Annotated in this window: 19 protein-coding genes and 2 tRNA genes; 11 read left to right on the top strand and 10 right to left on the bottom strand. The window is 69.8% G+C overall.

The window, feature by feature from the left end; genetic code table 11:
- The first annotated feature begins 540 nt into the window (after window positions 1-540).
- Window positions 541-726 carry a hypothetical protein gene (locus AB0E90_RS47215; protein ID WP_360419491.1) on the top strand — a complete coding sequence of 62 codons (186 nt, stop codon included), beginning with the start codon at window positions 541-543 and terminating at the stop codon, window positions 724-726.
- Between the two features lie 349 nt (window positions 727-1,075).
- Here the strand turns inward: AB0E90_RS47215 and AB0E90_RS47210 are convergent.
- Both AB0E90_RS47210 and AB0E90_RS47205 read right to left on the bottom strand, forming a co-directional pair.
- A tRNA-Arg gene (locus tag AB0E90_RS47210) sits at window positions 1,076-1,148 on the bottom strand.
- A gap of 36 nt (window positions 1,149-1,184) precedes the next feature.
- Window positions 1,185-1,275: transfer RNA gene (locus AB0E90_RS47205), tRNA-Ser, on the bottom strand.
- An 884-nt stretch (window positions 1,276-2,159) separates the two neighbouring features.
- On the opposite strand from AB0E90_RS47205, the gene AB0E90_RS47200 reads away from it, so the two are divergent.
- Window positions 2,160-2,777, top strand: coding sequence for a hypothetical protein (locus tag AB0E90_RS47200; RefSeq protein ID WP_360419489.1), 618 nt, complete (start codon window positions 2,160-2,162; stop codon window positions 2,775-2,777).
- Here the strand turns inward: AB0E90_RS47200 and AB0E90_RS47195 are convergent.
- Window positions 2,774-3,544 carry a CPBP family intramembrane glutamic endopeptidase gene (locus AB0E90_RS47195; RefSeq protein WP_360419487.1) on the bottom strand — a complete coding sequence of 257 codons (771 nt, stop codon included), beginning with the start codon at window positions 3,542-3,544 and terminating at the stop codon, window positions 2,774-2,776. The two genes, AB0E90_RS47200 and AB0E90_RS47195, sit on opposite strands and share 4 nt — an antisense overlap.
- 129 nt (window positions 3,545-3,673) lie before the next feature.
- Here AB0E90_RS47195 and AB0E90_RS47190 point away from each other — a divergent pair, with 129 nt between their 5' ends.
- Window positions 3,674-4,786: a globin domain-containing protein gene (locus AB0E90_RS47190; RefSeq protein ID WP_360419485.1), complete on the top strand. Its 1,113-nt coding sequence runs from the start codon at window positions 3,674-3,676 to the stop codon at window positions 4,784-4,786.
- Here the strand turns inward: AB0E90_RS47190 and AB0E90_RS47185 are convergent.
- Window positions 4,783-6,315: a peptide deformylase gene (locus tag AB0E90_RS47185; RefSeq protein ID WP_360419500.1), complete on the bottom strand. Its 1,533-nt coding sequence runs from the start codon at window positions 6,313-6,315 to the stop codon at window positions 4,783-4,785. The genes AB0E90_RS47190 and AB0E90_RS47185 overlap by 4 nt on opposite strands.
- 365 nt (window positions 6,316-6,680) lie before the next feature.
- Between AB0E90_RS47185 and AB0E90_RS47180 the strand changes: the two genes are divergently transcribed.
- The gene (locus AB0E90_RS47180; RefSeq protein WP_360419498.1) at window positions 6,681-7,397 is read left to right on the top strand and encodes an IucA/IucC family C-terminal-domain containing protein; all 717 of its coding nucleotides are present in this window, start codon (window positions 6,681-6,683) and stop codon (window positions 7,395-7,397) included.
- A gap of 85 nt (window positions 7,398-7,482) precedes the next feature.
- On the opposite strand, the gene AB0E90_RS47175 is transcribed toward AB0E90_RS47180, so the two are convergent.
- Window positions 7,483-9,372, bottom strand: a complete 1,890-nt coding sequence (locus tag AB0E90_RS47175; protein ID WP_360419482.1) for a hypothetical protein — start codon at window positions 9,370-9,372, stop codon at window positions 7,483-7,485.
- A gap of 161 nt (window positions 9,373-9,533) precedes the next feature.
- Here AB0E90_RS47175 and AB0E90_RS47170 point away from each other — a divergent pair, with 161 nt between their 5' ends.
- From AB0E90_RS47170 to AB0E90_RS47160, 3 genes are all read left to right on the top strand, one after another.
- Window positions 9,534-9,815: a hypothetical protein gene (locus AB0E90_RS47170; RefSeq protein ID WP_360419479.1), complete on the top strand. Its 282-nt coding sequence runs from the start codon at window positions 9,534-9,536 to the stop codon at window positions 9,813-9,815.
- Window positions 9,816-9,963: 148 nt separating this feature from the next.
- On the top strand, window positions 9,964-12,546 hold the full coding sequence (gene rph / locus AB0E90_RS47165) for a rifamycin-inactivating phosphotransferase (protein WP_360419476.1): 2,583 nt from the start codon (window positions 9,964-9,966) through the stop codon (window positions 12,544-12,546).
- A gap of 587 nt (window positions 12,547-13,133) precedes the next feature.
- The gene (locus tag AB0E90_RS47160) at window positions 13,134-13,430 is read left to right on the top strand and encodes a MerR family transcriptional regulator (RefSeq protein ID WP_360419495.1); all 297 of its coding nucleotides are present in this window, start codon (window positions 13,134-13,136) and stop codon (window positions 13,428-13,430) included.
- A gap of 48 nt (window positions 13,431-13,478) precedes the next feature.
- Here AB0E90_RS47160 and AB0E90_RS47155 read toward each other — a convergent pair whose 3' ends face one another.
- Entirely contained in the window at window positions 13,479-14,621 is a 1,143-nt protein-coding gene (locus tag AB0E90_RS47155) for a hypothetical protein (RefSeq protein WP_360419474.1), read from the bottom strand.
- Between the two features lie 112 nt (window positions 14,622-14,733).
- On the opposite strand from AB0E90_RS47155, the gene AB0E90_RS47150 reads away from it, so the two are divergent.
- Together AB0E90_RS47150 and AB0E90_RS47145 are read left to right on the top strand one after the other, a co-directional pair.
- Entirely contained in the window at window positions 14,734-15,264 is a 531-nt protein-coding gene (locus tag AB0E90_RS47150; protein ID WP_360419472.1) for a hypothetical protein, read from the top strand.
- 101 nt (window positions 15,265-15,365) lie between these two features.
- Window positions 15,366-16,700, top strand: coding sequence for a lipase family protein (locus AB0E90_RS47145; protein WP_360419470.1), 1,335 nt, complete (start codon window positions 15,366-15,368; stop codon window positions 16,698-16,700).
- A gap of 259 nt (window positions 16,701-16,959) precedes the next feature.
- On the opposite strand, the gene AB0E90_RS47140 is transcribed toward AB0E90_RS47145, so the two are convergent.
- The 4 genes from AB0E90_RS47140 to AB0E90_RS47125 form a co-directional block, all read right to left on the bottom strand.
- Window positions 16,960-19,428, bottom strand: coding sequence for an FtsX-like permease family protein (locus AB0E90_RS47140; protein WP_360419468.1), 2,469 nt, complete (start codon window positions 19,426-19,428; stop codon window positions 16,960-16,962).
- Window positions 19,425-20,186, bottom strand: coding sequence for an ABC transporter ATP-binding protein (locus AB0E90_RS47135; RefSeq protein WP_360419466.1), 762 nt, complete (start codon window positions 20,184-20,186; stop codon window positions 19,425-19,427). The genes AB0E90_RS47140 and AB0E90_RS47135 overlap by 4 nt, the downstream gene beginning before the upstream one ends.
- A 106-nt stretch (window positions 20,187-20,292) precedes the next feature.
- A complete protein-coding gene (locus AB0E90_RS47130; protein WP_360419464.1) occupies window positions 20,293-20,937 on the bottom strand; it encodes a response regulator transcription factor in 645 nt (214 codons plus the stop codon).
- The gene (locus tag AB0E90_RS47125) at window positions 20,925-22,148 is read right to left on the bottom strand and encodes a sensor histidine kinase (protein ID WP_360419462.1); all 1,224 of its coding nucleotides are present in this window, start codon (window positions 22,146-22,148) and stop codon (window positions 20,925-20,927) included. Before AB0E90_RS47125 ends, AB0E90_RS47130 begins: the two co-directional genes overlap by 13 nt.
- A gap of 167 nt (window positions 22,149-22,315) precedes the next feature.
- On the opposite strand from AB0E90_RS47125, the gene AB0E90_RS47120 reads away from it, so the two are divergent.
- On the top strand, window positions 22,316-22,540 hold the full coding sequence (locus AB0E90_RS47120) for a hypothetical protein (protein WP_360419460.1): 225 nt from the start codon (window positions 22,316-22,318) through the stop codon (window positions 22,538-22,540).
- A gap of 146 nt (window positions 22,541-22,686) precedes the next feature.
- Window positions 22,687-23,013 carry a hypothetical protein gene (locus tag AB0E90_RS47115; RefSeq protein WP_360419458.1) on the top strand — a complete coding sequence of 109 codons (327 nt, stop codon included), beginning with the start codon at window positions 22,687-22,689 and terminating at the stop codon, window positions 23,011-23,013.
- The last annotated feature ends 53 nt before the right edge of the window (window positions 23,014-23,066 follow it).

Here is a 23,066-nt window from a genome sequence, read left to right as displayed (position 1 = left end):
AACCCCCGGTGGGTAATACACCACCAGCGTCCGAACCCACCCACCACCAGCGAAAACACAACCAAGATCAAACTAGCCGCGAAACTCCCGCTAGGTGTATTTCGTCTTCTCCAGCTGAAGCCCGGCGATCGGCCGCCGGGGCGGCCGGACGGATATCTCGTTCGGCCGCCCCGGTCCGTGGTTACTTAACGTTTTTCGGCGCGCTCTTTCCGGTGGTCTTGGTGGCTTGCGCCGCGCTCGGCGCCTCGGCGCAGCCCAACCGGAGCTGAGCCTGAGCACGGTCCGCCGAGAGGTCCCGGTCCGTGCTGCTCGAGCGCGTCGGAGAAGATCCACCGTTCGGGTTCATCGCAAAAGCAATCAAATCAACCTTTCCGGACCGTCGCCGCCGTAGGAGTGATCCGCGCGGCATGACTAGCGCACGCTGACCTCTATCTCGCCCGGAACGAGCACCGGGCCGTCGCGCTCGGCGCCCACGACCCCGACCCCGACGTCCGCGAGGCGGCGCTGCTGGCCCGGGCGCTGGACCGGGCCGGTCTGACCGTGCCGGTCGAGGTGGCGTCGCGGGTGCGCGAGGTGAACCGGTCGCCGAAGCTCGAAGTCGACCGGCTGTACGCGATGTGCGAACAGATCTGCCGACTGCCCGCCGGCGACGTCGGCGAGGTGGCCACAGCCCTCGGGCTGCTGGCGCCTACTTCGACGCCGTCAACGACTCTTACCGCCAGCTGAAGTGCCTGCCCCGGAGTTGGCCGCTGCCTTGGGCCTTTGACGCCAGGGGCAGCGGAGGAGCCTTACGAGAAGATGATCTCGCCAGGCTGGACGGTGTCCGCTGCAGAGGTGGTCGATGTAGGCACCCGTGGGGCGGCTGCTCGCGGCAGAGAGGCTGGCCGTGGAAACCGGTTCTGGACCAGCCTGGACGCGGAGATATTGCCCGGCGCGGGGCTGGATCGGGTGCCGCAGAATCGGAAGAGCACCAGCGGAGCACCACGCTCCCACCATACGGGAAATCGCGAACCAGAAATGGTATACGAAAAGGCCGTCATCAGCGTTTCCGCTGGTGACGGCCTCAGTCGTTCTGTGCGCCCGAAGGGACTCGAACCCCTAACCTTCTGATCCGTAGTCAGATGCTCTATCCATTGAGCTACGGGCGCTCGGTGCTTTGCCAGCATACACATCGGCTCTACACGCGGAGACTCCGGGATTCGAACCCGGGAGGGGCTATAAAACCCCAACCGCATTAGCAGTGCGGCGCCATAGACCAGACTAGGCGAAGTCTCCCCGGTGGCTCACGAGCCACCGACGGTTGAGGATACCGGACCCGGTCAGCTGCGCACAAAGAGGTTGCCCTCTTGCGCGCGGCGCGGTCGCCGCACCGGACTCCAGCAGGTGAAATGCGCTCGATACGGCTAGGCTGCCTCGGCATGGAGGAGAAGCCGCCCACCGAGCGTCGCAATGCTCCGCGTGCCCGGTCCGCTCGGCCCGCGTTCAGCGCCCCTGAGCCGGTTCAACCTGCGGAAAAGCCGGCCGCGCCGACTCCGCGCCGGGCGGCCAAGCCAGCTCCGGCGGTCACCTTCCAGCCACCCAGTGCCGAGGATCACCCAGACGGGGGTACGAAATCTGCCTCCACGCCGGGAGGTTCCCCACAGAATCCATCCGGCCGTACGCGACCACGCCCGCCCGCCCAGCCCTCGGGCGAAACCGACCAGGCCCCGGTCGAAAACGGGGCTTCCGGCCAGGCTGCACCGCGGAAGGCACGTGGTCCGCGCCCTGGTGCGAGGCCGCCGCGGGTGCCAGAGGCGGCTCAACCGGATCCGGGCGCGGCCGAGCCCGGCAGCACGCCGGCCGCGGCTGGATCGTCCCCCACGCAGGAGCAGGCGCCGGCCCGAACCGTCCCGCCACCCCCCACGAAGCCAGCCCCCACGAAGCCAGCCCCCGTAAAGAAGGCGGCTCCGGACAAAGCGGCCCCAGCCAAGAAAGCCGCGCCCGCCAAGCGCCCGCCCCGTAAGGCAACTGCGACCCCGCCGCCCGCGACCGCCGAAGTCACGGCGCCCGAAGCCGCAGCGCCGACCCCGGCAGCCGAGGTGGTCGCCGCGCCAGAAACAGTTGCGGAGCCGGAAGCGGCGGAGTTGCCGGCCGCGGCGAACGGTGAGCCGGCATCGGTGGTGGCTGCGCGTGAGCGCACCGACCCTTGGGCCAAGCTCGTCGCCGACCCCGGCCATGCGCCGGAGCTGCTGGCCATCGCCGCGGTCGAGGCCTTCGGGCCCAGGGCTCGGGAGTGGGTCAACCGCACCCGCGAGGCCTACCCGGCGGCCGGTGATCGGGCGATCGCGCGCCTGGCCAAGCAGCAGTTCACCCGGTTCGGCGGGCTGGGCAGTGTCTTCGGGGCGGTGGCCGGGTCGTACGCGCCGATCACCCTGCTCGGCACGGCCGCGGTGACGCACGCCGAGCTGGTGTTGCACCTGGCCGCCGCGTACGGCCTCGATCCGACGGACCCGGAGCGTGCCGTCGACCTGTTGGTCGTCACTCGCGTTCATCCGACGCGGACGGATGCCGAGACGGCGCTTGCGGCCGCCCGTCGCCCGGCCTACGACGACGGCGGTGGGCTGAGTGACGCGGTGTGGCGTTTCGGCCGGCTGCTCGCGGCGCAGACGGGTGGCTGGGCGGCGTTGCGACTGGCGAGCCGCTTCTTCCCGGGCGCGAGCCTGCTCGCGGCGGTGCTGACCAGCACGGCCTCGGCGCAGAGCGTGGCCGCCCGGGCCGAGGCCTATTACAAGGCTTAGGAGAGCCAGGACAGCCAGGAGTGCGGCAGCACGGTGTAGCCGACGAAGGCGACGGTGTCGAGCAGGGTGTGCGCCACGATCAGCGGCATCACCCGCTTGAAGCGCAGGAAGAACAACGCGAACACCACGCCCATCACCGCGTTGCCGACGAAGGCCCCGAAGCCCTGGTAGAGGTGGTAGGAGCCGCGGAGTACGGCTGAGGCGGCGACGACCCACACCAGCGGCACCGCCATCGAGCGCAGCCGGGTCATCAGGTAGCCGACCACGATCACTTCTTCGAGCACGGCGTTCTGGATGGCCGACAGGACCAGGACCGGGACCGCCCACCACACGTGTTGCAGGGCCGCGGGCACGATCTGCGCGTTGATGCCGAGCACTTTTGCGACGTACACCAGCAGGAGCCCGGGAATCCCGATGCAGGCGGCCAGCAACGTGCCCCAGCCAGCGTCGAAGCCGGGTCTGTCGGCCGTGAGGCCGAGTGTTCGCCGCACCGGGACCTGATCGCGCATGAGCAGGTAGAGCACGAGGGCGACCGGCACCAGCGAGAAGCCGATGTCCAGCAGTTGATAGGTGAGGTCGAGGTACGGCCGGGCCGAGCGGGACGCGTTCAGCACCGCGGCCTGGGAAGACAGCGGTTTGCCCGCGGTCAGCTTGGCGATCAGCGACACGACCGCGTAGATCGCCGACATCCCGAGCGACAGCAGCAGCACGATGACGATCTCAACGGTGAGCACGCGCCGGGTGGGCGCAACTCGATCTAGAGTCACGACGGCAACAATAGGCCAAGCACAAACGGACGTTCCGGGCAAGCGACGCGCCCATCATCCCGTCACGCAATGAGACCAGTCGCACTTTTCGTGCGTCGGGAAAGCGACTGACGTGAGCACCCTGAGTGCATGGGAGACCTCGCAAGCTTGCTCAAGGAGAGCTGGACGCTCGTCGAGGATCAGCAGGACAAGGTGGCCGGCTACTTCTACGCCCGGATCTTCCTCTCCCACCCAAACCTGCGCGAGCTCTTCCCGGTGCACATGGACGTGCAGCGATCCCGCCTGCTGAACGCGATCGTCACCGCGGTGCAGACGCTGGACGACCCGGAGAAGTTCGACGAGTACCTCAAGTCACTGGGTCGTGATCACAAAAAGTTTCACGTGGAACCGGAACACTACGAGGTAGTGGGAGGCGCGTTGATCGAGGCAATGCGGACGTACGCCGGCGAGGAGTGGGGCGTCGAGTACGACCAGGCGTGGGCGGATGCGTACGCGGTGATCGCCGCCCGCATGATGGCCGGCGCCGAGGCCGACACGAACCCGCCGTACTGGTATGCCGAGGTGGTGTCGCACGAGCGTCGTTCCCACGACATCGCCGTCTTCACCGTGCAGCCGATGCAGCCGCTCGAGTTCCGGGCCGGGCAGTACATGAGCATCGAGTGCACGAAGTACCAGCCGCGGCTGTGGCGCACCTATTCGGTGGCGAACGCGCCGCGCAAGGACAACACGCTCGAGTTCCACGTGCGGGCGGTCGGCGCCGGCTGGGTGTCGAGCGCGCTGGTGCGCCGGCTCCAGGTCGGCGACATGATCAAGCTGGCCGCCCCGATGGGCACGATGAACCTGGACCGGCGGTCGACCCGGGACGCGGTGTTCATCGCCGGCGGCACCGGGCTGGCGCCGGTGAAGTCACTGCTCGAGGAGCTGACCAGATATAACCGGACCCGCTGGGTGCACGTGTTCTTCGGCGCGAAGAACCGGGAGGACCTGTACGACCTGGCCGAGCTGAACCGGCTCGCCGCTCGTTACCCGTGGCTGTCGGTGGTGACGGCGTGCAGCGAGGACCCGACGTTCCCCGGCGAGCAGGGCAATATCTCGGAAGTGGTGGCGCGTTACGGGCCGTGGAACAACCACGACTTCTTCGTCTCCGGCTCCGGGGCGATGGTGAAGTCGACCCTGAAGACGCTGGCCGAGATGCAGGTGCCGTCGGTCCGGTTGAAGTACGACAGCTTCACCGAGGTCTAGTAATTCCACGGCCGCCCGGTCTGGTGATAGTTCGCCACCGGCACCAGGTTGGACTCGGCGTGCATCCGGTCGACGTACAGCCGGCCGTCGAGGTGGTCGATCTCGTGCGCGACCAGCCGGGCCATCGCCCGGTCGAACGAGGTGATCACCCGAGCGCCGTCGTAGCGGGCGTGTTCCACCTCGATCCGCAGCGGCCGGCGCACCAGCCCGCGGTAGTCGAAGAACGACAGGCAGCCCTCGTACTGCTCGTCCCGATCGCTGGTCTCGCCGACAATCCGCGGGTTGAGCAGCACCACCGGGTCGGCGCCGCGTTCCGGTGGCCGCACCACCGCGGCCGCCACCGACCGGCCGATCTGCGGTGCGGCCAGGCCGACGCCCTTGCTGAAGTCGTGCAGTTCCTCGAGCCGGCGCAGCGAGTTGAGCAGCGCGCTCACCGCTTCCCGGGCCTCGGTCGCCTCGCGCGGCAGCTGGAAGTGCCGGGCGCGCTGCCGCAGCAGGTCGGAGCCGCGCTGGACGATGCCGATGCCGCGCATGGCGGACGAGGCGCGGGGCTTGCCGTTCTCCTCGGCCGGGGCGAACTCGGCGTACGACGGCGCCGCCGAGCCGCGGAACCGCCACTCCAGGCGGTACCGGGCGTTCAGCATCGGCGCGTCGGTGGTCCACTCGAAGATGGCCTGCTCGCCGTCGTGGTGCCGTTCGAGCGGCGTGCGCACCGGCACCTCGGCGGCCAGCGACGTCTCGACGCCCCACACCTGCGGGTCGAACGCGACCGGGAAGCTGAGCCGCACGGTGATCCGCCGGGTGGGCAGCCGCACCGCCCGCTGGAACCACTGGCCCCACTTCTCGACGCCGACCGTGTAGGCGTACTGAATCGTGGTTCGCTCGCCCGGGTAGAGCGGGAACTGGCCGCGCTCGTTCGCGAAGAGCAGCCACACCTCCTTGGCCGCATCGCGGTCGAGCTTGACCCGCCACTGCATCGACTCGGCGGCACTGCCCTCGCCGGCGTGCGCCTCGATGTTCATCTCTTCGAACGTGAGCGGGTGCATGCGGTGGTGCCGGTTGGAGCCGGTGGGGTCGTGCGGGTAGCGGTCGACCGAGACCTTCATCAGGTAACGGGTGACGGCCTCGGCGCCGGCGTTGTAGAGGTTGCGAGTGACCCGGCAGCGGTAGGTGCCTTCGGCGTAGGTCAGCTCGGCGGTCTCCTGCTCGACGATCAGCCCGGTGCCGGGCGGCATCCACTGGGCCGGCACCGGCGGGTCGCGGTGCAGGGTGTTGCCCCGCGCGTGCCGCAGCTCGTCGTACTCCTGGAATCGCTGCCAGATGGCTCCGCTCGCGCCGAGGACCGCTTCCGCCCGCCGGGCGAAGTCCTCGGTGGGCTTATGTCGGCGCCCCTCGACGTGGCTCACGTAGGAAGGGTCGAATCCCATGCGTGCGGCGAGTTGCTTCTTGCTCATGCCGCGCTCGACCCGCCAGTGCGCCAGCGCCGTTACGAATTGGTCAATGGCCCGCTCGACGGGCGAGGTGGTCATCATCGATGTCCCCTTCGCGACGGGAAATTAAGTGTCACCGCCGCTCGATGTCCACAAGGTGCTAGTAGCGAGTAGCCGACAGATACCTTGACGATTCCGGCAACGCGAAAACGCACGGTTAGGCAACCCTTGCTGAGGGTATTCGCCCGAAAGATCGGGTTGTGCGTGTTGGTTAGGCTAGCCTTAGAGGTGTACGGTGAGTCGTCTTGAAGGTCCGGAGCACATGGCTGTGTGACGAGGTATGGCGAGGTGAGAGCGGTGATCCGACCGATTGCGTCGCCGCGGAGCGGTAGCCGTCAGTGACGACCGTCGCCACCTCACCCCTTCTCGCGCCCCTCACCCCGGTCACCGCGACGCTGACCGCGATGTTCGGCAACAGCACCGAGATCGCCGGCCTCGCCCCTGACCTCCTGGTTCACCAGGAGGCCGGCTGGTTCCGGGCAACGGAGCTCGGCAACCAAAAACTCGATCTTCTCCTGGAAAACGCCGGCCGTCGCTGGAACGCTCAGCCGCACGCCGCCGCCGCGCTCGCCTGGAAGGCCTACACCTATTGGGCGGCCCTGCCGGCCGTCCTCGGTTACGCCTCGGCCCGCCGCGTGCCCCTGCTGAGCAGCGAAAACGTGCTCGTTAACTTCAACGACCCGCGCCCGCTGCTCACCCTGGGCCTGCGCGCCGACATCCCGGTCGCGGTCCTGCCGAACGACCCACTCGCGCTGACCGGCCACCCGCGCATCCGCGTGGTGCCGGACGAGGAAGCCCTGCTCGCCGAACTGCGCCGCACGCTCCTCGACAGCCACCTGACGCCGCTGCTCAACGCCATCCACGACCGGGTCCGGCTGGGCAAACGCACGCTGCTCGGCTCGCTCGCCTCCGGCGTCGCCTACGGCGTCCTCCGCTCGGCCGACGCGATCCCCGGCTCCTCCGCCGAAACGGTCACGACCCTGCACCGAGCCCTCGGCGTCGAAGACCTGATCGAGCTGGTCCCCGACCAGTTCGGCCAGCTCGACGTCCAGCGCAAAACCTGCTGCCTGGCCTTCACCCTCCCCAAACCCAAGGTCTGCAAGGGCTGCTGCATCAAGTAAAGATCAAGATCATTCGACGATACGGCGTTGATGAGTCACCTGGTTCTCCGGCCCGGCGCCGTCGTGGTCACCCTCTTTGCCGCGGCTACCGGGCGGGCCCGCGTTCATGATCCGGCGCCGGCCGGCGTAGGTCGGGCGGCCGGGCGGCCGGGACGACCGCCTCGACCGGGTCCGGCAGCGGCGCCGGCGTCCGCGGCGCCATCGACACCCGCGGCAGCATGACGATCGCCGGGTCGACCTCGACGGCCTGAACCACCGCCTTCCGGTCCTCGGTCCGCACCAGCACCATCGCGTACTCGGGCAGGTCCTGCAGCACCCGCGGCTCCACCGTGTACTCGTGGACCCGCTGCACCGCGGCGGCGTCGTTCCAGTTGGTGCCGCGCGAGGTCGTCTCGGCCTGACTCCAGTTGCGGCTCCGGCCCGCCGTCTTGCCGTACGACCGGGACCGCCCCGGTTTGCCGAAGCCCATGTTGCCGCTCGTGCCGTGCGAGTCGCCCCCGCCGTGGGTGTTGGTGAGGTTGTGCGAGTCGTTGCCGCCGGTCGTCCGGGTGAGCTGGCTGAGCACGAACTTATGACCCTTGCCGATGTACTCGGCCGCCTGGTTCGCCTCGTGATGGTTGCCGAGCCGCATCAGCGCGACCTCACCACCGCCGATGGTGTGCACCGCCTCCGCCCGCAGATGACTGAAGAAGAGCACCAGCCGTACGCCGTGCCGGTCGCACAGGGTGCTGAGCTTCTCGATCGAGCGGTGATGCATCTCGTCCGCGCCCAGCACGACGAGCGACCCCATCGGCCGCGCCTCGCGCCGCACCACCCGGGTCAGCCAGTGCAGCAGCAGGTCCTTGAACAGGTCGTTCTGCACGTTGCTGCCCTCCCCATCGGCGATCAGGCAGGTGAGGTCGGCCGGCTCCGTGGCCGCCCCGACCCGGCTGCCCATCTCCTCCAGCGGGAACAGGAACCCCTCGATCCGGCGCAACTGGGTGTACAGCTGGCGGCGGTTCTCGTCCGGCATCAGATCGTGCAGCCGCGCGATCTCGTCCGTCGTCAGCGCGGCCTGGTCCGGGCGATCGGAGAGCACGCGCAACGCCGCCAGCAACTTGGCGACGGTGAGGTCCGCGCCGAGGATCTGGCCGATCTCGCGCAGGAGCAGGTAGTCCTGCGAGCGCTCGGCGCGGGCGGCGCCCTCCGCGTCGCCGTGCATCGCCTCGACCAGGCAGTCCACCAGCTCGTTCGCGCTGAGCCCGGCGAGCAGGTCGAGGTCGGCCAGCTCGGTGGGCAGTTGCAGGCGGCGGACGGATCGGCCGGTGACGGTGGCGAGCTGCACGAGTTCGCCGCAGAGGGCGTCGCCGGTGAGGTCGACGAGGGTCATCGGCCCGCGGGTGGCGAGCAACGATCCACCGTAGACGGTGAGAACCGCCTCCCAGCCGTACGTGGTGCCGCCGATGATGTCGATGCGCCGGCTGCCGCGTGACGGCGCGGCCGCGGCCCATTCGGACATCGTCTCCATCATTTCCTGCTGCCGGTCCTCGTGATCCGCCTGGCGCCGCTTCCAGTCGTCCTGCGCCTCTTCGTGATCGGCGAGGTTCTTCATCTCGGCGACGACGATGGCTCGGGCCGCCCGATACGGCCCGAGGGACGCGGCGAACGCGGCGACGAATCCGCCGGCAAAGGCGATCACGCTCAGCACGATGAAGGTGGAGCTCATGTCGCCGCCCTCGGGCGTGCGGATCCCGCCGGCGCCGGCGATCAGGACGGCGAGCCCGATGCCGTTGCGGATCGATGACTTCACCCGCTTCTTGAGGCGGGCCCGCGCCTGGTTCAGCTGGTCGTAGAGGTCCGTCGGCACCGCGGCCAGCTCCGGCGACGGCTCCATGAACTTGCGGCGGTAGAGGTTGCGGTCGGTGAAGATCCAGCCGAGCCGTTCACCGGGGGTGGCGAGAAGGACGAACGGGATCGCGTGCGGCGCGACAGTCATCGCTTTCCTTCAGCAAGTAGGTGTTTGCCGACAGTCAAACAACCACGACTTAGCCCTGGAAAGGTAAGTAATTCGCCCGTGTACATTTCCCGTGTACCAGTGCTATTCGCCCATCCGAACAGCTGCCGGAAATCTGTCCGTTCGCCGGAGAATGCGTACCCATGAAGTGGATCCTGTTGATCTTTGGGTTGTTGGCGGTCGCCGGGATCGTCGCCGTCGGCTGGCAGACAAGCGAGGTCGTCTGGGCTTCCCGGACGTGGCGCGGAATCCGATCGCGGAGTCAGCCGACCCCACCGGTGCGGTGCCTGCCCTGCCACGGCACCGGGCGGCGCGGCGGGGAGCCCGAACGCACGATGAACTTCGTCGGCGGCGGCTTCGAGGACCGGCACAGCCCGGCCACCATCTGCCCGGACTGCGCCGGGACGGGCATCGTCCGGGGGTGATCGTCCGGGGGTAAAAGAAAAGGCAAGGAGATCAAGCTCCCTGCCACTCCTAACGTATAGCGCACCGGGGGGCTTGCGGCAAGACCCGGGTTTTGCCGCAGAATCGTCGGCCGGACTGTTCACCGACGAGGAAAGCGGGGGTGTCGCGATGATCGAAAAATACGTGCTGGGTCTGCCCGAGGTCGACCCGATGCAGGTCGCGGTCGTTGGCGGCAAGGGCGCGCACCTGGCCGCGCTGACCCGGATCGAAGGCATTCGGGTGCCCGCCGGCTTCTGTGTGACGACGGCGGCGTTCCGGCGAGTCATGGCGGAGGCGCCGTCGATCGACGATCAGCTGGACCGGTTGTCCCACGTGCGCCCGGACGACCGGGAGGCGGTCCGCACGCTCAGCGCGGAGATCCGCCGCAGCATCGAGGGGATTGCTGTTCCGGGCGATCTCGCGGAGGCGATCACGCACGCTCTCGACGACCAGGCTTCGTACGCCGTCCGATCCAGCGCGACGGCCGAGGACATGCCGACGGCCTCGTTCGCCGGCCAGCAGGACACCTATCTGAACGTCGCCGGGCCGGCCGCGATCCTTCAGCACATCAGCCGGTGCTGGGCCTCGCTGTTCACCGAGCGGGCCGTGACCTATCGCCGGCGCAACGACATCGACCACCGCGCGGTTCAGATGGCCGTGGTCGTCCAGCGGATGGTCGATCCCGACGCGGCCGGCATCCTGTTCACGGCGGACCCGGTCACCGGCGACCGGACGATCGCCTCGGTGGACGCCAGCTTCGGCCTCGGTGAGGCGCTGGTCTCCGGCCTGGTCAACCCGGACGTGTTCAAGGTGCGTGCCGACGAGGTCGTCACCCGGGTGATCGCCGCCAAACAGCTGGCGATCCGCCCCCGGCCGGCGGGCGGGGTCGAGGAGCAGGCGATCGAGCCGGCCCGGCAGGAAGAGCCGGCGCTGACGGATGCGCAGGTCGTGCGGCTGGCGGCGCTGGGACGGCGGATCGAGGAACACTTCGGCTCCCCGCAGGACATCGAATGGTGCCTGGCCGGCGGTGACTTCCAGATCGTCCAGAGCCGGCCGATCACCACGCTGTTCCCCATCCCGGTGGCCGAGGACCAGGAGAACCACGTCTACCTCTCGGTCGGTCACCAGCAGATGATGACCGACCCGATGAAGCCACTCGGACTCTCGATGTGGCGGCTGACCGCGATGGCGACGATGCACGAGGCCGGCGGCCGGCTGTTCGTCGACGCCACCCGGCTCCTCGGCGCGCCGGCGAGCCGGGCCGGCTTCCTGGCGATGGCGGCGCGAACCGATCCGCTGACCAGAGACGCGCTCGATACCGTCCTCGACCGCGGCGACTTCGTCCCGACGCTCCCGGACGCCGGCCCGCCCAAGCGCCCGGCCGGTGGCGCACCCGCCCCGATCGAGACCGATCCGGCCATCGTCACCGGCCTGATCGAGCGCAGCGAGGCGTCCATCGCCGATCTGGGGCGCGACATCCGGGCGAAGACCGGGCCGGCGCTGTTCGAATTCTTGCTGGCGGCCTTCGAGGAGCACAAACGGGTGCTCAGCGATCCGGTGAGCATGCAGGCGATCATGGCGGGCATGGAGTCCACCTGGTGGCTCAACGACAAGCTGCAGGAGTGGCTGGGCGAGAAGGACGCGGCCGACACCCTCGCGCTGTCCGCCCCCGGCAACATCACGTCGGAGATGGGGCTGGCGCTCCTCGACGTCGCCGACGTGATCCGCCCGCATCCGCAGGTGGTGGCGTTCCTGCAGGACGGCGGTCCGCTGGACGAGTTGCCCAAGCTCGCCGGCGGGACCGAAGCGCACGACGCCATCGAGGCCTACCTCGACCGGTACGGCATGCGGTGCGCCGGCGAGATCGACATCACCCGGCCGCGCTGGCGCGAGCAGCCCGGCACGCTGGTGCCGCTGATCCTCGACAACGTCCGGAACTTCGAGCCAGGGGCGGCCGGCCGACGCTTCGAGCAGGGCCGGGAGAGGGCCGAGCAGAAGACCCGGGAGGTGCTCGAACGCCTTCGGGCGCTGCCGGACGGCGAGGACAAGGCCGACGAGGCCAAGCGGATGATCGACCGGGTCCGCACCTTCATCGGCTATCGCGAGTACCCGAAGTACGGCATCATCTGCCGCTATTTCCTCTACAAGCGGGCCCTGATGGAAGAGGCCGAGCGCCTCGTACGGGCCGGCGTGCTCACCGCGAGGGAGGACGTCTTCTTCCTGACCTTCGCCGAGTTCCACGACGTCGCGCGCACGAATCAGGTGGACGACCAGCTCATCGGCCGGCGCAAGGACGATTTCCGGTCCTACCAGGCGCTCACCACGCCCCGGGTGCTCACGTCGGACGGTGAGGCGCTCCTCGGGTCGTACCGCCGCGACGACGCGCCGGTCGGCGCCCTGATCGGCCTGCCGGTCTCGGCCGGGACCGTCGAGGGCCGGGCCCGGGTCATCCTGGATCTCGCGCAGGCCGATCTCGAGGCGGGCGACATCCTGGTCACGGCCTACACCGATCCCAGCTGGACACCCCTGTTCGTCGCCGTGGCCGGCCTGGTGACGGAAGTGGGCGGGCTGATGACCCACGGCGCGGTGATCGCCCGGGAGTACGGCCTACCCGCCGTCGTGGGCGTGCCCGAAGCCACCCGGCTGATCCGGGACGGGCAGCGGATCCGCATCCACGGAACCGACGGCTACGTCGAGATCCTGCCGGACTGAGCCTCGACACGCCGTCGAGAAAATCTATGGCGGATTGACTAGACTTCCTCGGCGAGGCTGGGTAATGTTCCTCGTGTCGAACAGAGGTAATCAAAGACGCAGACGCATTCGGACCGAGCGTTAAGCAGGGCCCCGGCCTTTCCGGGGCTCGCTCGGCAGAGCGGTGGAAACAAGATCACCGCACGCAACAAGGCACCACAAGACCTTGGCGTAAGTCCAGGCCAGGGCACGAGTTCGCCGCACGTGTGCGGGGCCATGAAGTCGCGTGGGGCTCCGACACCGGCGCACAGCAAGGCAAGGCAGTTTCGGAAGCAGAGGAAAGGGAGGGCTGAAGCACCGTTGGATCGCCCGCCGCCAGGAAGCACTTCGAGCCTGGGGTGGACACCGCAGTTTCCATCGAACGAGAGGTGGTCTTCGGTCACGCTTACGCGATCCTCACACCCCGTGCCGCGCACAGCGGCAGGTGTGGAAACGAGAACCCGGCGAACTTGTCGGTAGATGGTGTTTTGACTCAATAAACCCCTGGGCCCCGGCGCTACTGCGCCGGGGCCCTCGTCACGGAGGTGTATGTGGCTCATTCGGATGACATGTTTGGTGACGACGACTACCCCGTTTACACGATGGGCCGCGCCGCGGAGATCACCGGCGCTTCGCAGGACTTCCTGCGCCGGCTCGACGAGGCGAAGCTCATTACCCCGTTCCGGTCAGCCGGCGGGCACCGCCGCTACTCCCGGTACCAGTTGCGCCTCGCCGCACGGGCCCGGGAGATGGTCGAGCAGGGCACCGCTCTGGAAGCCGCCTGCCGGATCATCATTCTCGAGGACCAGCTCGAAGAGGCCCTCCATCAGAACCGGAAATACCAGCAGGAGAGCGACGCCTCCTGAGCCGGCCTGATGGCGGGACCGCCAACCGGCCCCGCCACCCCAGGCAGATCAGCTCGAAAGGACCACCTGGGCCGGTGCCGACCGGTTGGTGGTGGTGCCGTCGCCCAACTGGCCGGAGAGGTTGTTGCCCCAGCACCACAGGCTCGCGCCGGTGCGGTACGCACAGACGTGATAGGTCACGGCGAAGTTGTTCGTCCAGGTCGTGGCGTCGCCGACCCGGGTGGGGGCGTACCGGTTGGTGGTCGTGCCGTCACTCAACTGCCCGGCGATGTTGTTGCCCCAGCACCACAGGCTGCCGTCGGTGCGGGTCGCGCACACCGTACTGAATCCGGCGTTGACCGAGGCCCACGTGCTGCCGCTGACCTGCAGGGGTGTGGTCTGGTAGGTGGTGTCGGAACCCAGCTGCCCGTAACCGTTCTCACCCCAGCACCACAGCGTCCCGTCCGAGCGCACCCCGCAGGTGAACGCGTAGCCGGCGGTCACACCGGTCCAGGTGGTCGCGGTGCCGACCTGCACCGGAGTCGTCGAGTAGCTGAGGCTGCCGGTGCCGAGCTGCCCGGTGGTGCTGTCGCCCCAGCACCACAGGGTGCCGTCGGTGCGGTTGGCGCAGGTGTGTGCGTACCCGGTGGTGACGCCGGCCCAGCTGGTCGCCGTGCCGACCTGAAGCGGGGTGGTCGCGTAGTAGACCGTGGCGGGGTCGGTGCCCAGCTGCCCGAGCCGGTTGAAGCCCCAGCACCAGAGCGTGCCGTCGGTGCGGACGGCGCAGGTGTGGCTGTCGCCGGCGCTGACACTGGCCCAGGTCGTTGCGGTGCCGACCTGCACCGGTGCGGTCCGCCGGGTGGTGCTGCCGTCGCCGAGCTGACCTCTGGTGTTGCTGCCCCAGCACCACAGGGTCCCGCCGGTGCGGATCGCGCAGTTGTAGCTGGTGCCGGCATCGATGCCGGTCCAGGTGGTGGCGGTGCCGGCTTGCACCGGAGTGGTTCGGCTCGTGGTGGTGCCGTCGCCGAGCTGACCGCTGCCGTTGCTGCCCCAGCACCACAGCGTGCCGTCGGTGCGGATGGCGCAACTGTGTGCGTAGCCCGCGGCGACGGTGGCGGTCGCGGGCGGGGCCGCAGCGGCGGGGGCGGCCGTCGCAGCCAGGGAGAGTGCGGCGACCGCCGCGCCGATGAATGTGCGCCAGGCAAAGCTCATGGGGATGCTCCTCAGTCGGCGCGTTCGGTGGGAGGCGCCGCGATGCGAGCGTATGGGAGCGCTCCCACAAACTCAAGAATGTGAATATGCTGCGCTCTCCTACACTGCGGCTGTGCGTACCGTGACCGTGCAGGCGTCCGACGGTGTGACCTGGCGCGTGCGGGTGGTGTGGGAGCCGCGCTGGCGGGCGCTCGCCCGGCGTTTCGGCGGCTGGCGCCGGCGCCGCAAGGGCGATGACGGCGGCCCGGACCTGGGCGGGCTCGATCTGTCCAGCGGCGGCCACCACGGCGGGGGTGGCGGGGGTGGCTGGTCCGATCTCGGCGACGACATCGCGGTGCTGATCGCGGTCGTCATCGGCCTGATCGTCTTCGGGTTCGTCTTCTGGTGGCTGCTGCTGCCACTTCTGCTTCTCGTGCTGGACGTCGTGGTCGTCATCGTGCTGCTGATCGTCGGCGTGGTGGCCCGGGTGCTCTTCCGGCGCCCCTGGATCGTCGAGGCGACCGGCGGTTCGCCGGGCTCGCCGGTGACGGCCGAAGTGGTCGGCTGGCGGGCGGCGCTGCGCACCCGGGACGAGATGGCCGAGAAGCTGCGCCTGGGCTACCGGCCGGAAGACCTCGGTCTGACCGCTGTGAAACTTGCCTGAAACATAGTGATAGATCGAGCCCCTAGAATGTCTCATTTACCCTGGTTACCGTCCGGTAACTGCGGCTCCACCGCCGCAGGTAGAGCCGACGGAGGCCGGACATGGCCGTACGTATCCGTATCCCTGCCGCACTGTTCGCCGCATCGCTGATCGGCGTGAGTGTCGCCCCACTTCCCGCGCAGGCCGCCGCTGACGTCGTCACGTCCCGCGGCGTCACCATTCCCGCCTTCTACACGCCGCCGGCGACGTTGCCGGCCGCCAACGGCGCTCTGGTCCGCAGCGAACCTCTCCCGCTCGCCCTGTCGCTGCCGGGCATCGACTCCACCCTGCCGGGCACCGCGACCCGGATCATGTACCGGTCGACCGATTCGGACGGTCAGCCGGTCGCCGTGACCGGCGCCTACATCGAGCCGGCCGCCGCCTGGCGAGGGCCGGGCCCGCGCCCGCTCGTCGTCCTCGCGCCCGGCACGATGGGCCAGGGCGATCAGTGCTCCACCTCACTGGCTCTGCAGTACGGCCTGGTCCTGGGCGCGGACCAGGGCCAGACGACGGTGTCGATCGGGTACGAGGTGCTGGCGATGTACCAGCTGCTCGCCAAGGGCCTCGCGGTGGTCCAGACCGACTACGCCGGCCTGGGGACGACCGACCGGCTGCACACCTACGTCAACCGCGTCGACGAGGCGCACGCCGTGCTGGACGCGGCGCGGGCGGTCAAGGCGCTGGCCAACACGTCGGTCACTGCCAAGTCGGCCGTCGGGTTCTACGGCTACAGCCAGGGCGGCGGCGCGGTCGCCGCGGCCGCGGAACTGCAGTCGTCCTACGCACCCGACGTCCCGCTGAAGGCCACCTACTCGGGTGCGCCGCCGGCCAACCTGGCCGAGGTCACCGCCGGGATCGACGGCACCGAGCTGGTGGGCGCCCTGGGCTGGTCGGTGAACGGCTTCGCCCAGTCGGAACCGGACCTGAAGCCGCTGGTCGACCGCTACCTCAGCGACGCCGGCCAGGCAGCGCTGAAGGACCTGTCCACAATGTGCGTCGGTGACGCGATCTTCGGCTACGCCGGGCAGCGCACCACGGCCTGGACGAAGACCGGCCAGTCCCTGGCCGACATCATCAAGGCCGAGCCCGCCCTGCGAGCCTTCATCGACGACCAGCTCATCGGCGCCCGCAAGCCGACCGGAGTGGTCCGCGTGGCCACCGGCATAAGCGACAACCTCGTGCCACACGCCCAAGCGCGCACGATGGCAGTCGACTGGTGCCGCCTCGGCGGCAACGTCGTCTACGCCCCAATCCTCCTGCCCAGCGTCGGCGACCCCCTGCTGAACCACTTCGGACCCCTGCTGACCGACCAGGGCACAGCCGTGGGCTGGCTGAACGACCGCCTGGCCGGCTGGCCAACGATCTCCAACTGCGCAACCATGCCCCTCCAACCGTGACCGACAGCGGGGGCCCGCCGAGAGACTGCCGCTAGGGCCCTGCGTTTTCCCCGGCGCGCGGAGCCCGCGCGTCTCCCGGCACCCGAGGGTGGCGCGCGTCTCCCGGCGCGCGGAGCCCCGCGCGTCTCCCGGCGCGCGAGGGTGGCGCTGAGAACCGGGCGCGGGGCCGCGTGTCTACCGGCGCGCGAGGGCCGCATGGAGAGAACGGTCGAGTGGGCCGCGCGCCGGACGGCACGCGGCCCACTCGCGGTGGGGCGGCTTACTCCTTGATGCCGATGTTGTCGATCGGTGGGACGCGGAGGAGGCGCCGCACCGGCCAGATCGTGGTGACCAGGGCCAGCAGCGTCACTCCGCCCAGCACGGCGACCCAGCCCAGCGGCGGGACGTAGGGGATCGGACTTCCGGTCAGCGCCCGCACGATAGAACCCAGGGTGAGCGCCGCGATCGTCGCGCCGATCAGGACGGCCGTGCCCAGCAGGCCCGCCTGCTCGGCATTCACCATCCGGCGGATCTGCCGCCGGGTGACGCCGACCAGCTGCAGCAGGGCGAGTTCACGGCGGCGGGCCAGCGCGGCCATCACCATCGTCGTGGCCGCGGCCAGCGCCGAATATCCGACCATGACGCCGATCAGCATCTTGTTGAGCCAGGCGCCGATCGCGACGTCGGTGCTGATCTGTTTGGTGCGGGCAGCGGCGTCGATCGTGACGCTGCCCGGGTGCGCGGAGTTCCAGGCGGCCAGCGAGGCATCGGCGCCCGGGCCGGTGCGCACCAGCACCTCGTCGTCGGCGTTGCGCGGCAGATGCCCGGCCACGGTCGCCTTGGCCAGCGTGACATCGCCGAAGCCGAGACCCCGGCGATAGATCGCCACCACCCGCAGCTTGGCCGGGCTGCCGTCGCCGAGCCAAAGCTCGACCTGGTCACCGACGTGCCAGCCGGCCGACGAAGCTTGCATCGCGGACACTGCCACCGTGTCGGCGCGCAGGTCGGCGAGGTTGCCGTCGGTCACCCCGAGGTCCATCGTCGAGGCGAGGCCGGCCGGATCGACGGCCTGCGCTCCGGCGGTCTGGACGCCGTCGAAGGACGTCACGACCACTGACGTGTGGCGCAGGCCGGTGGCCGCCTGCACCCCGCCGAGCTCGCGGATCTCCGCCGCCGCGTCTCCGCCGGTCGGGATGATGACCCGGTCGGCCAGCGTGCCCGCCCTGCTCTGCGTGGTCGTCTGACGTTCCAGGTTGTTTTGCAGGAACCACACCGAGCCGCCGAAGCCGACCGACAGCACGAGCGCCGTCAGCACGGTGGCCATGCCCTGGGCGTTGGCTCGCAGGTTCTTCGCTGCCAGATATCCGCTGACCCGCCAGAGCCGGGACAGCATCGGGGTGAGCAGCCGGGCAGCGAACGCGTTGATCCAGGGCGCGAGCAGCGACACCGCGAGCACGAAGAGGTAAAGCATGCCGGTCGCGCCGGCGAGTGCCGCGGTGGCGCCGCTCATCGTGGCCGCGAATCCGCCGGCCGTCCCCGCACCGATCAGCGTGACCAGGCCGAACCCCAGCCGAACCTTGCCGCTGCGCTTCGGCTCGACCGCGATCTCGCCGAGCGCCTCGATCGGCTTGATCCGGGTGACCCGGCGCCCGGCGAGCAGAGCGGCGATCACCGCCACCAGCACCGCCACGCCGACTGCGGCCAGGCAGGCGATCCAGCCGGCGGCCATCGGGAAGCCGGCCGGGATGAACCCCCGGTCGATGAGCTCGCCATGCACCCAGCGGGCCGCGATCAGCCCGGTGGGCACGCCGAGAACCGCGGCGATCAGACTCAGCAGCGCGGTCTCGGCCATCAGCATCCGCCGCAGCTGGCCGGGGGTGGCCGCGACCGCCCGTAGCAGGGCCAGGTCGCGCCGGCGGTGCCGGACGGACAGCCCGATCGTGCCGGCCACCACGAAGACGATCAGCAAGATCACGTAGCCCCCGAACGCCGACCCGGCCTCGACCAGCAGACTTCGGGCGACCAGGCTCGCGGACTGCTCGGCCTCGCCGCGGTCCTTCCCCGCATAGATCGTGGCGCCCGCCGCCACCTGCCGGACCGCTTCGGCGACCGCCTTCTTGCTCGCGCCCGGCGCCGCGAGCACGCCGATCGTGTCGAACCGGCCGGGGTGCGCGGAGAGTCGAGCGGCCTGCGCATCGGTGAAGAACACCTGGGCCTCACCGGTGTCGGTGGTGCCGCTCACCCGGTAGGGCCGGGGCACGCCGGCGACCGTCAGGCTGATCTGGTTGCCGGGGGTCACGCCGAGCCGGACGTCGGCCACGACCTCGTCGGCGGCCTTCGGCGCGTTGCCCGCCGTGACGGCGCTGCCGGTGAAGGCGTGGACGCCCCAGCCGTGCCCGACGGCGGCGGGCGCGTCGACGATCACCCGATCGTCGCCGGCCACGGTCGCGACGCCCGGCACCTGCCGGATCCGGGCGACGAGCCCGGCATCGACCATGCCGCCGTCGGGCAGCGTGGCGGTGGTGGTCTCGGTGTCGCCGGTGAAGTCCTTGTTCGTGTAGCTGATCTCGCGGTGCGCGACGACCAGGTCGGCCGATCGGTAGAGCCGCGACTCGGGGTGGAAGCGCAGACCGGACTCGACGAGTGTGCCCATCGCGACCAGGATCATCACGCCGACGGCGAGGGCGATCAGGGTGGCGACGGCCGGGCCGGCACGGTGGCGCAGCAGCTTGGCGGCGAGCGCGGTCATCGGACGACCCGCCGATCGAGCGATGCCAGGTGCTCGGCGATGCGGGCGGCCCCGGGCTGCGGCATGTCGGCGACGATCCGGCCGTCGGCGAGCACCATCACCCGGTCCGCATATGACGCGGCGACCGGGTCGTGGGTGACCATCACGACGGTCTGGTGCTGCTCGTCGACCACCGCGCGCAGCAGCGTCAGCACGTCGGCGGCGGTCTGCGTGTCGAGCGCCCCGGTCGGCTCGTCGCAGAAGATCACCTCGGGCCGGGTGGCCAGCGCCCGGGCGATCGCCACCCGCTGCTGCTGGCCACCGGAGAGCGCGGCCGGCCGGTGGTGCAGCCGCTCGCCGAGCCCCACCCGCTGGACCACCTGGGCCAGCCAGGCACGGTCGGGGCGAGCGCCGGCCAGGCGCAGCGGCAGAACGATGTTTTCCTCGACGGTCAGCGCGCCCACCAGGTTGAACGCCTGGAAGACGAAGCCGATTCGGCTGCGCCGCAGCTCGGTCAGCTTGGTCTCGGACATCGTGGACAGGTCGGTGTCGCCGAGGAAGACGTGACCGGAGCTGGGCCGGTCGAGGCCGGCGGCGGTCTGCAGCAGGGTGCTCTTGCCCGAGCCGGACGGACCCATCACCGCGGTGAAGGTGCCCCGGTTGAACGCGGCGTCGACACCGTCGAGGGCGGTGACCGGGGTGCGGCCGGAGCCGTAGACCTTGGTTAGCTTTTCGACGCGAACCGCCGTGTCGACCGTGAGTCCTGGGTGGACGAACATCTCTCTGCCTCTCCGTGTGGTCTGTGTGGTGCGCGCACGGAGAACGCTATTGAGCTGCTGGTTCACCGACCATCCAGTGGGCTGCCCAACCGAGGTATAGCAGGCACTACTTCTCCAGGTAGCGGAGCACGGCGGTGACGCGGCGATCGGCCTGGTCGTCGGGGGAGAGGTGCAGCTTGGCGAAGATGTTGCGGATGTGCTTGTGCACGGCGCCCTCGGTGACGAAGAGCCGCTCGGCGATGGCGGTGTTGCCCAGACCCTCGGCCATCAGCTCCAGCACCCCGAGCTCGCGTGGCGACAGCTCGCTCAGCTCGGTGTCGGGCCGGGTGCGGGCCAGCAACTGGCCGACCACCTCGGGGTCGATCGCGGTGCCGCCGCCGGCGACCCGGTGCAGCGCGGCCAGGAACTCCTCGACCCGGCCGACCCGCTCCTTCAGCAGGTAACCCAGGCCAGTCGCGCCGACCGAGAACAGCTCGTTCGCGAAGGCCTGCTCGACGTAGGCCGAGAGGACCAGGACGGCCAGACCGGGCTGCCGTCGCCGAGCCTCGACCGCCGCGACGATGCCCTCGTCGGTGTGGGTCGGCGGCATCCGGACGTCCACGATGGCCACATCCGGCTGGTGGGCGTCGATCGCCACCAGGAAATCGCCCGGGTTGCCCGCCGTGGCGACGACCTCCAGCCCTTCCGCCCGCAACAGCAGCGCGAGCCCTTCGCGCAGCAGCGCGTCGTCCTCGGCGATCACAATCCGCACGGCAGCTCCACCAGCATCCTCGTCGGCCCGCCCGGCGGGCTGGTCAGCGTGAGCCGACCGTCGAGCGCCTCGACCCGGCGGCGGATGCCGGCGAGCCCGGAACCCTGCCCCTCGTCGGCGCCGCCGCGACCGTCGTCCTCGATGTCGACGTGCAGCCGGTCGCGCTCGCGCCGCACGCTGACCGTCACGCCGGTCGCGCCGCTGTGCTTGACCACGTTGGTCAGCGACTCGGCCACCACGAAATAGGCGGTGGCCTCGACCGAGGCGGCGCAGCGCGACTGCACGTCCACCTCGACTCGGCAGGGCACGGCGCAGTTCGCGGCGAGACCGTCGAGAGCACCGGACAGCCCGCGATCATCGAGCACCGGCGGCAAGATCCCGCGCACCACCGTACGCAATTCGGCCAGCGCCTGCTCCGCCGCGTCCTGCGCCCGCCCGAGGATCTCGTCAGCCAGCACCGGATCGCGTTGCAGCGCCCGTCGTGCCGCCCCGAGCAGCACGTTGACCGCGACCAGGCGGTTTTGAGTGCCGTCGTGCAGCGAACGCTCGATGCGCCGCAGCTCGACCGCGTGCGCGTCGAGCGCGGCGGCGCGGGTGGCGGTGAGCTCGGCGACCCGCATCGACAGGTCGATGCCCGGCGGCGGCGACAGCAACCACCGGCCGGACGCCGCCTGAATCCGGGCGAACATCGGGCCGGCCAGGATCGCAACGACCACCCATCCCAGGCCGAGCAGCGCGACCAGCAGCGCGTCGGGCATGCTCTCGGTCCGCCACCAGACGATGCCCGGGGCCGCGTCGGGCGGAAGTAGTCGGTAATAGAGCGGGAACGTGATGTCCTGCAACGCGTACAGCGGGATGGTCAGGCCGAAGACGCCGAGTAGGAACCCGCCGACCGCGTGCAGCGGCAGCCAGACGAGCTCGCGGTGGACGAACGGGTCTTTGATCGTGGCCTTCAACCCGGCCGGAACCGGGCCCGGCTCCAGCACCGGTGGCCCCCATCGGGTCAGTCGGCCGCGCTCCCGGTCGGCCACCGACCGCAGCGCCCGCAGGGCGTCGTGCGCCGCCGGCAGCCCGATCCCGACCAGCGACAGGATCGCGACGATCACCAGCCAGAACAGTGTGCCGAGCGCCAGCACCGCGGTGCCGAGCCCACCGACGACATGCTCGAGCGCGCCGACCGACGCGCGGAACCGCTTGCGCACCCACGTCATCGGCCACCTCCCGGCCGTGACGATAGGACATCGGCCGTGCTCGGCGTCAGCCTCCGAGCCAGAAAGTACAGCAGGCTATACCTCGATAGTCGTGCCTGCGGGATCGGCTGCGGCGCCCTCGCTGCCTAGCGTGGTGGGCATCGAAGAAACGACACCGGGAGGCAACGATGAACGACGACGAATACCGCATCACCCAGACCCATGTGGCTCCCGTGGAGACGCCGCGAGACATGTTGCGACCGGCACTGTGGTTCGCGCTGTTCTTCAGCGCCGCCGCCAACGCGGTGTTCTCGACGGCCATCGGCAATCCGATCGTCAGCTCCGTGTGCGGCGCGGCCGCCCTGACCTGCGCGATCACGCTGATCGTCCACCACTACCGCAACCGGGCCTGAGCCCCGCCGCGCTGGTCACACATATGCCAAATATACGACGGAGCTCGGGCAAAAGGTAAGGCCGGATGGCCCATCACGTTTGCGCTGGTCAGAGCCCATGATTCAGGTATCGGACGGGACGTGTTGGAGCCAAAGGAGGCGACATCATGTTGTTGCAAGGTAGTCGGACCGCTGAGCGGCCGAGCAAGGTCGTTACCACCCGCCATGAGCAGATCACGGTTCGCCCTGTTCAGCCTGGGGAAGAATCGGTTCCTGCTCCGACGCTTCCGCTGAGCCGCCGCACCTATGCGCCGATCACCTGGGAGCACCCCAGCCTGGGCAAGGTGGTGGTCGGCGGCATCGGCGAGATCACCCGCACGGCGGTGCTGTTCGTGCTGCTCGCGGCGGCTTTCGTCGGCACGGCGATGGGCATCGCGATCTTGGTGACCAGCATCATCCAGGGCCTGGGCGTCGACGCTTCGGCCCCCTACTAGGCGGCGCAGCCGCCGAGGCCCAGGAAGCCCTCGGCGGCGAAGAGCGGCGAGGA

The sequence above is a fragment of the Actinoplanes sp. NPDC026619 genome (assembly GCF_040638295.1).
In the GTDB taxonomy this organism is placed as follows: Bacteria; Actinomycetota; Actinomycetes; order Mycobacteriales; family Micromonosporaceae; genus Actinoplanes.
The sequence above is the reverse complement of the archived record's forward strand: the minus strand, read 5'-3'. Positions and strand labels throughout refer to the sequence as shown.

Coding starts and splice junctions, on each gene's coding strand:
- AB0E90_RS47190 (WP_360419485.1), top strand. CDS start 3,674: ATGGGAGACCTCGCAAGCTTGCTCAAGGAGAGCTGGACGCTCGTCGAG.
- AB0E90_RS47185 (WP_360419500.1), bottom strand. CDS start 6,315: ATGACCACCTCGCCCGTCGAGCGGGCCATTGACCAATTCGTAACGGCG.
- AB0E90_RS47180 (WP_360419498.1), top strand. CDS start 6,681: ATGTTCGGCAACAGCACCGAGATCGCCGGCCTCGCCCCTGACCTCCTG.
- AB0E90_RS47175 (WP_360419482.1), bottom strand. CDS start 9,372: ATGACTGTCGCGCCGCACGCGATCCCGTTCGTCCTTCTCGCCACCCCC.
- AB0E90_RS47170 (WP_360419479.1), top strand. CDS start 9,534: ATGAAGTGGATCCTGTTGATCTTTGGGTTGTTGGCGGTCGCCGGGATC.
- rph (WP_360419476.1), top strand. CDS start 9,964: ATGATCGAAAAATACGTGCTGGGTCTGCCCGAGGTCGACCCGATGCAG.
- AB0E90_RS47160 (WP_360419495.1), top strand. CDS start 13,134: ATGTTTGGTGACGACGACTACCCCGTTTACACGATGGGCCGCGCCGCG.
- AB0E90_RS47155 (WP_360419474.1), bottom strand. CDS start 14,621: ATGAGCTTTGCCTGGCGCACATTCATCGGCGCGGCGGTCGCCGCACTC.
- AB0E90_RS47145 (WP_360419470.1), top strand. CDS start 15,366: ATGGCCGTACGTATCCGTATCCCTGCCGCACTGTTCGCCGCATCGCTG.
- AB0E90_RS47140 (WP_360419468.1), bottom strand. CDS start 19,428: ATGACCGCGCTCGCCGCCAAGCTGCTGCGCCACCGTGCCGGCCCGGCC.
- AB0E90_RS47135 (WP_360419466.1), bottom strand. CDS start 20,186: ATGTTCGTCCACCCAGGACTCACGGTCGACACGGCGGTTCGCGTCGAA.
- AB0E90_RS47125 (WP_360419462.1), bottom strand. CDS start 22,148: ATGACGTGGGTGCGCAAGCGGTTCCGCGCGTCGGTCGGCGCGCTCGAG.
- AB0E90_RS47120 (WP_360419460.1), top strand. CDS start 22,316: ATGAACGACGACGAATACCGCATCACCCAGACCCATGTGGCTCCCGTG.
- AB0E90_RS47115 (WP_360419458.1), top strand. CDS start 22,687: ATGTTGTTGCAAGGTAGTCGGACCGCTGAGCGGCCGAGCAAGGTCGTT.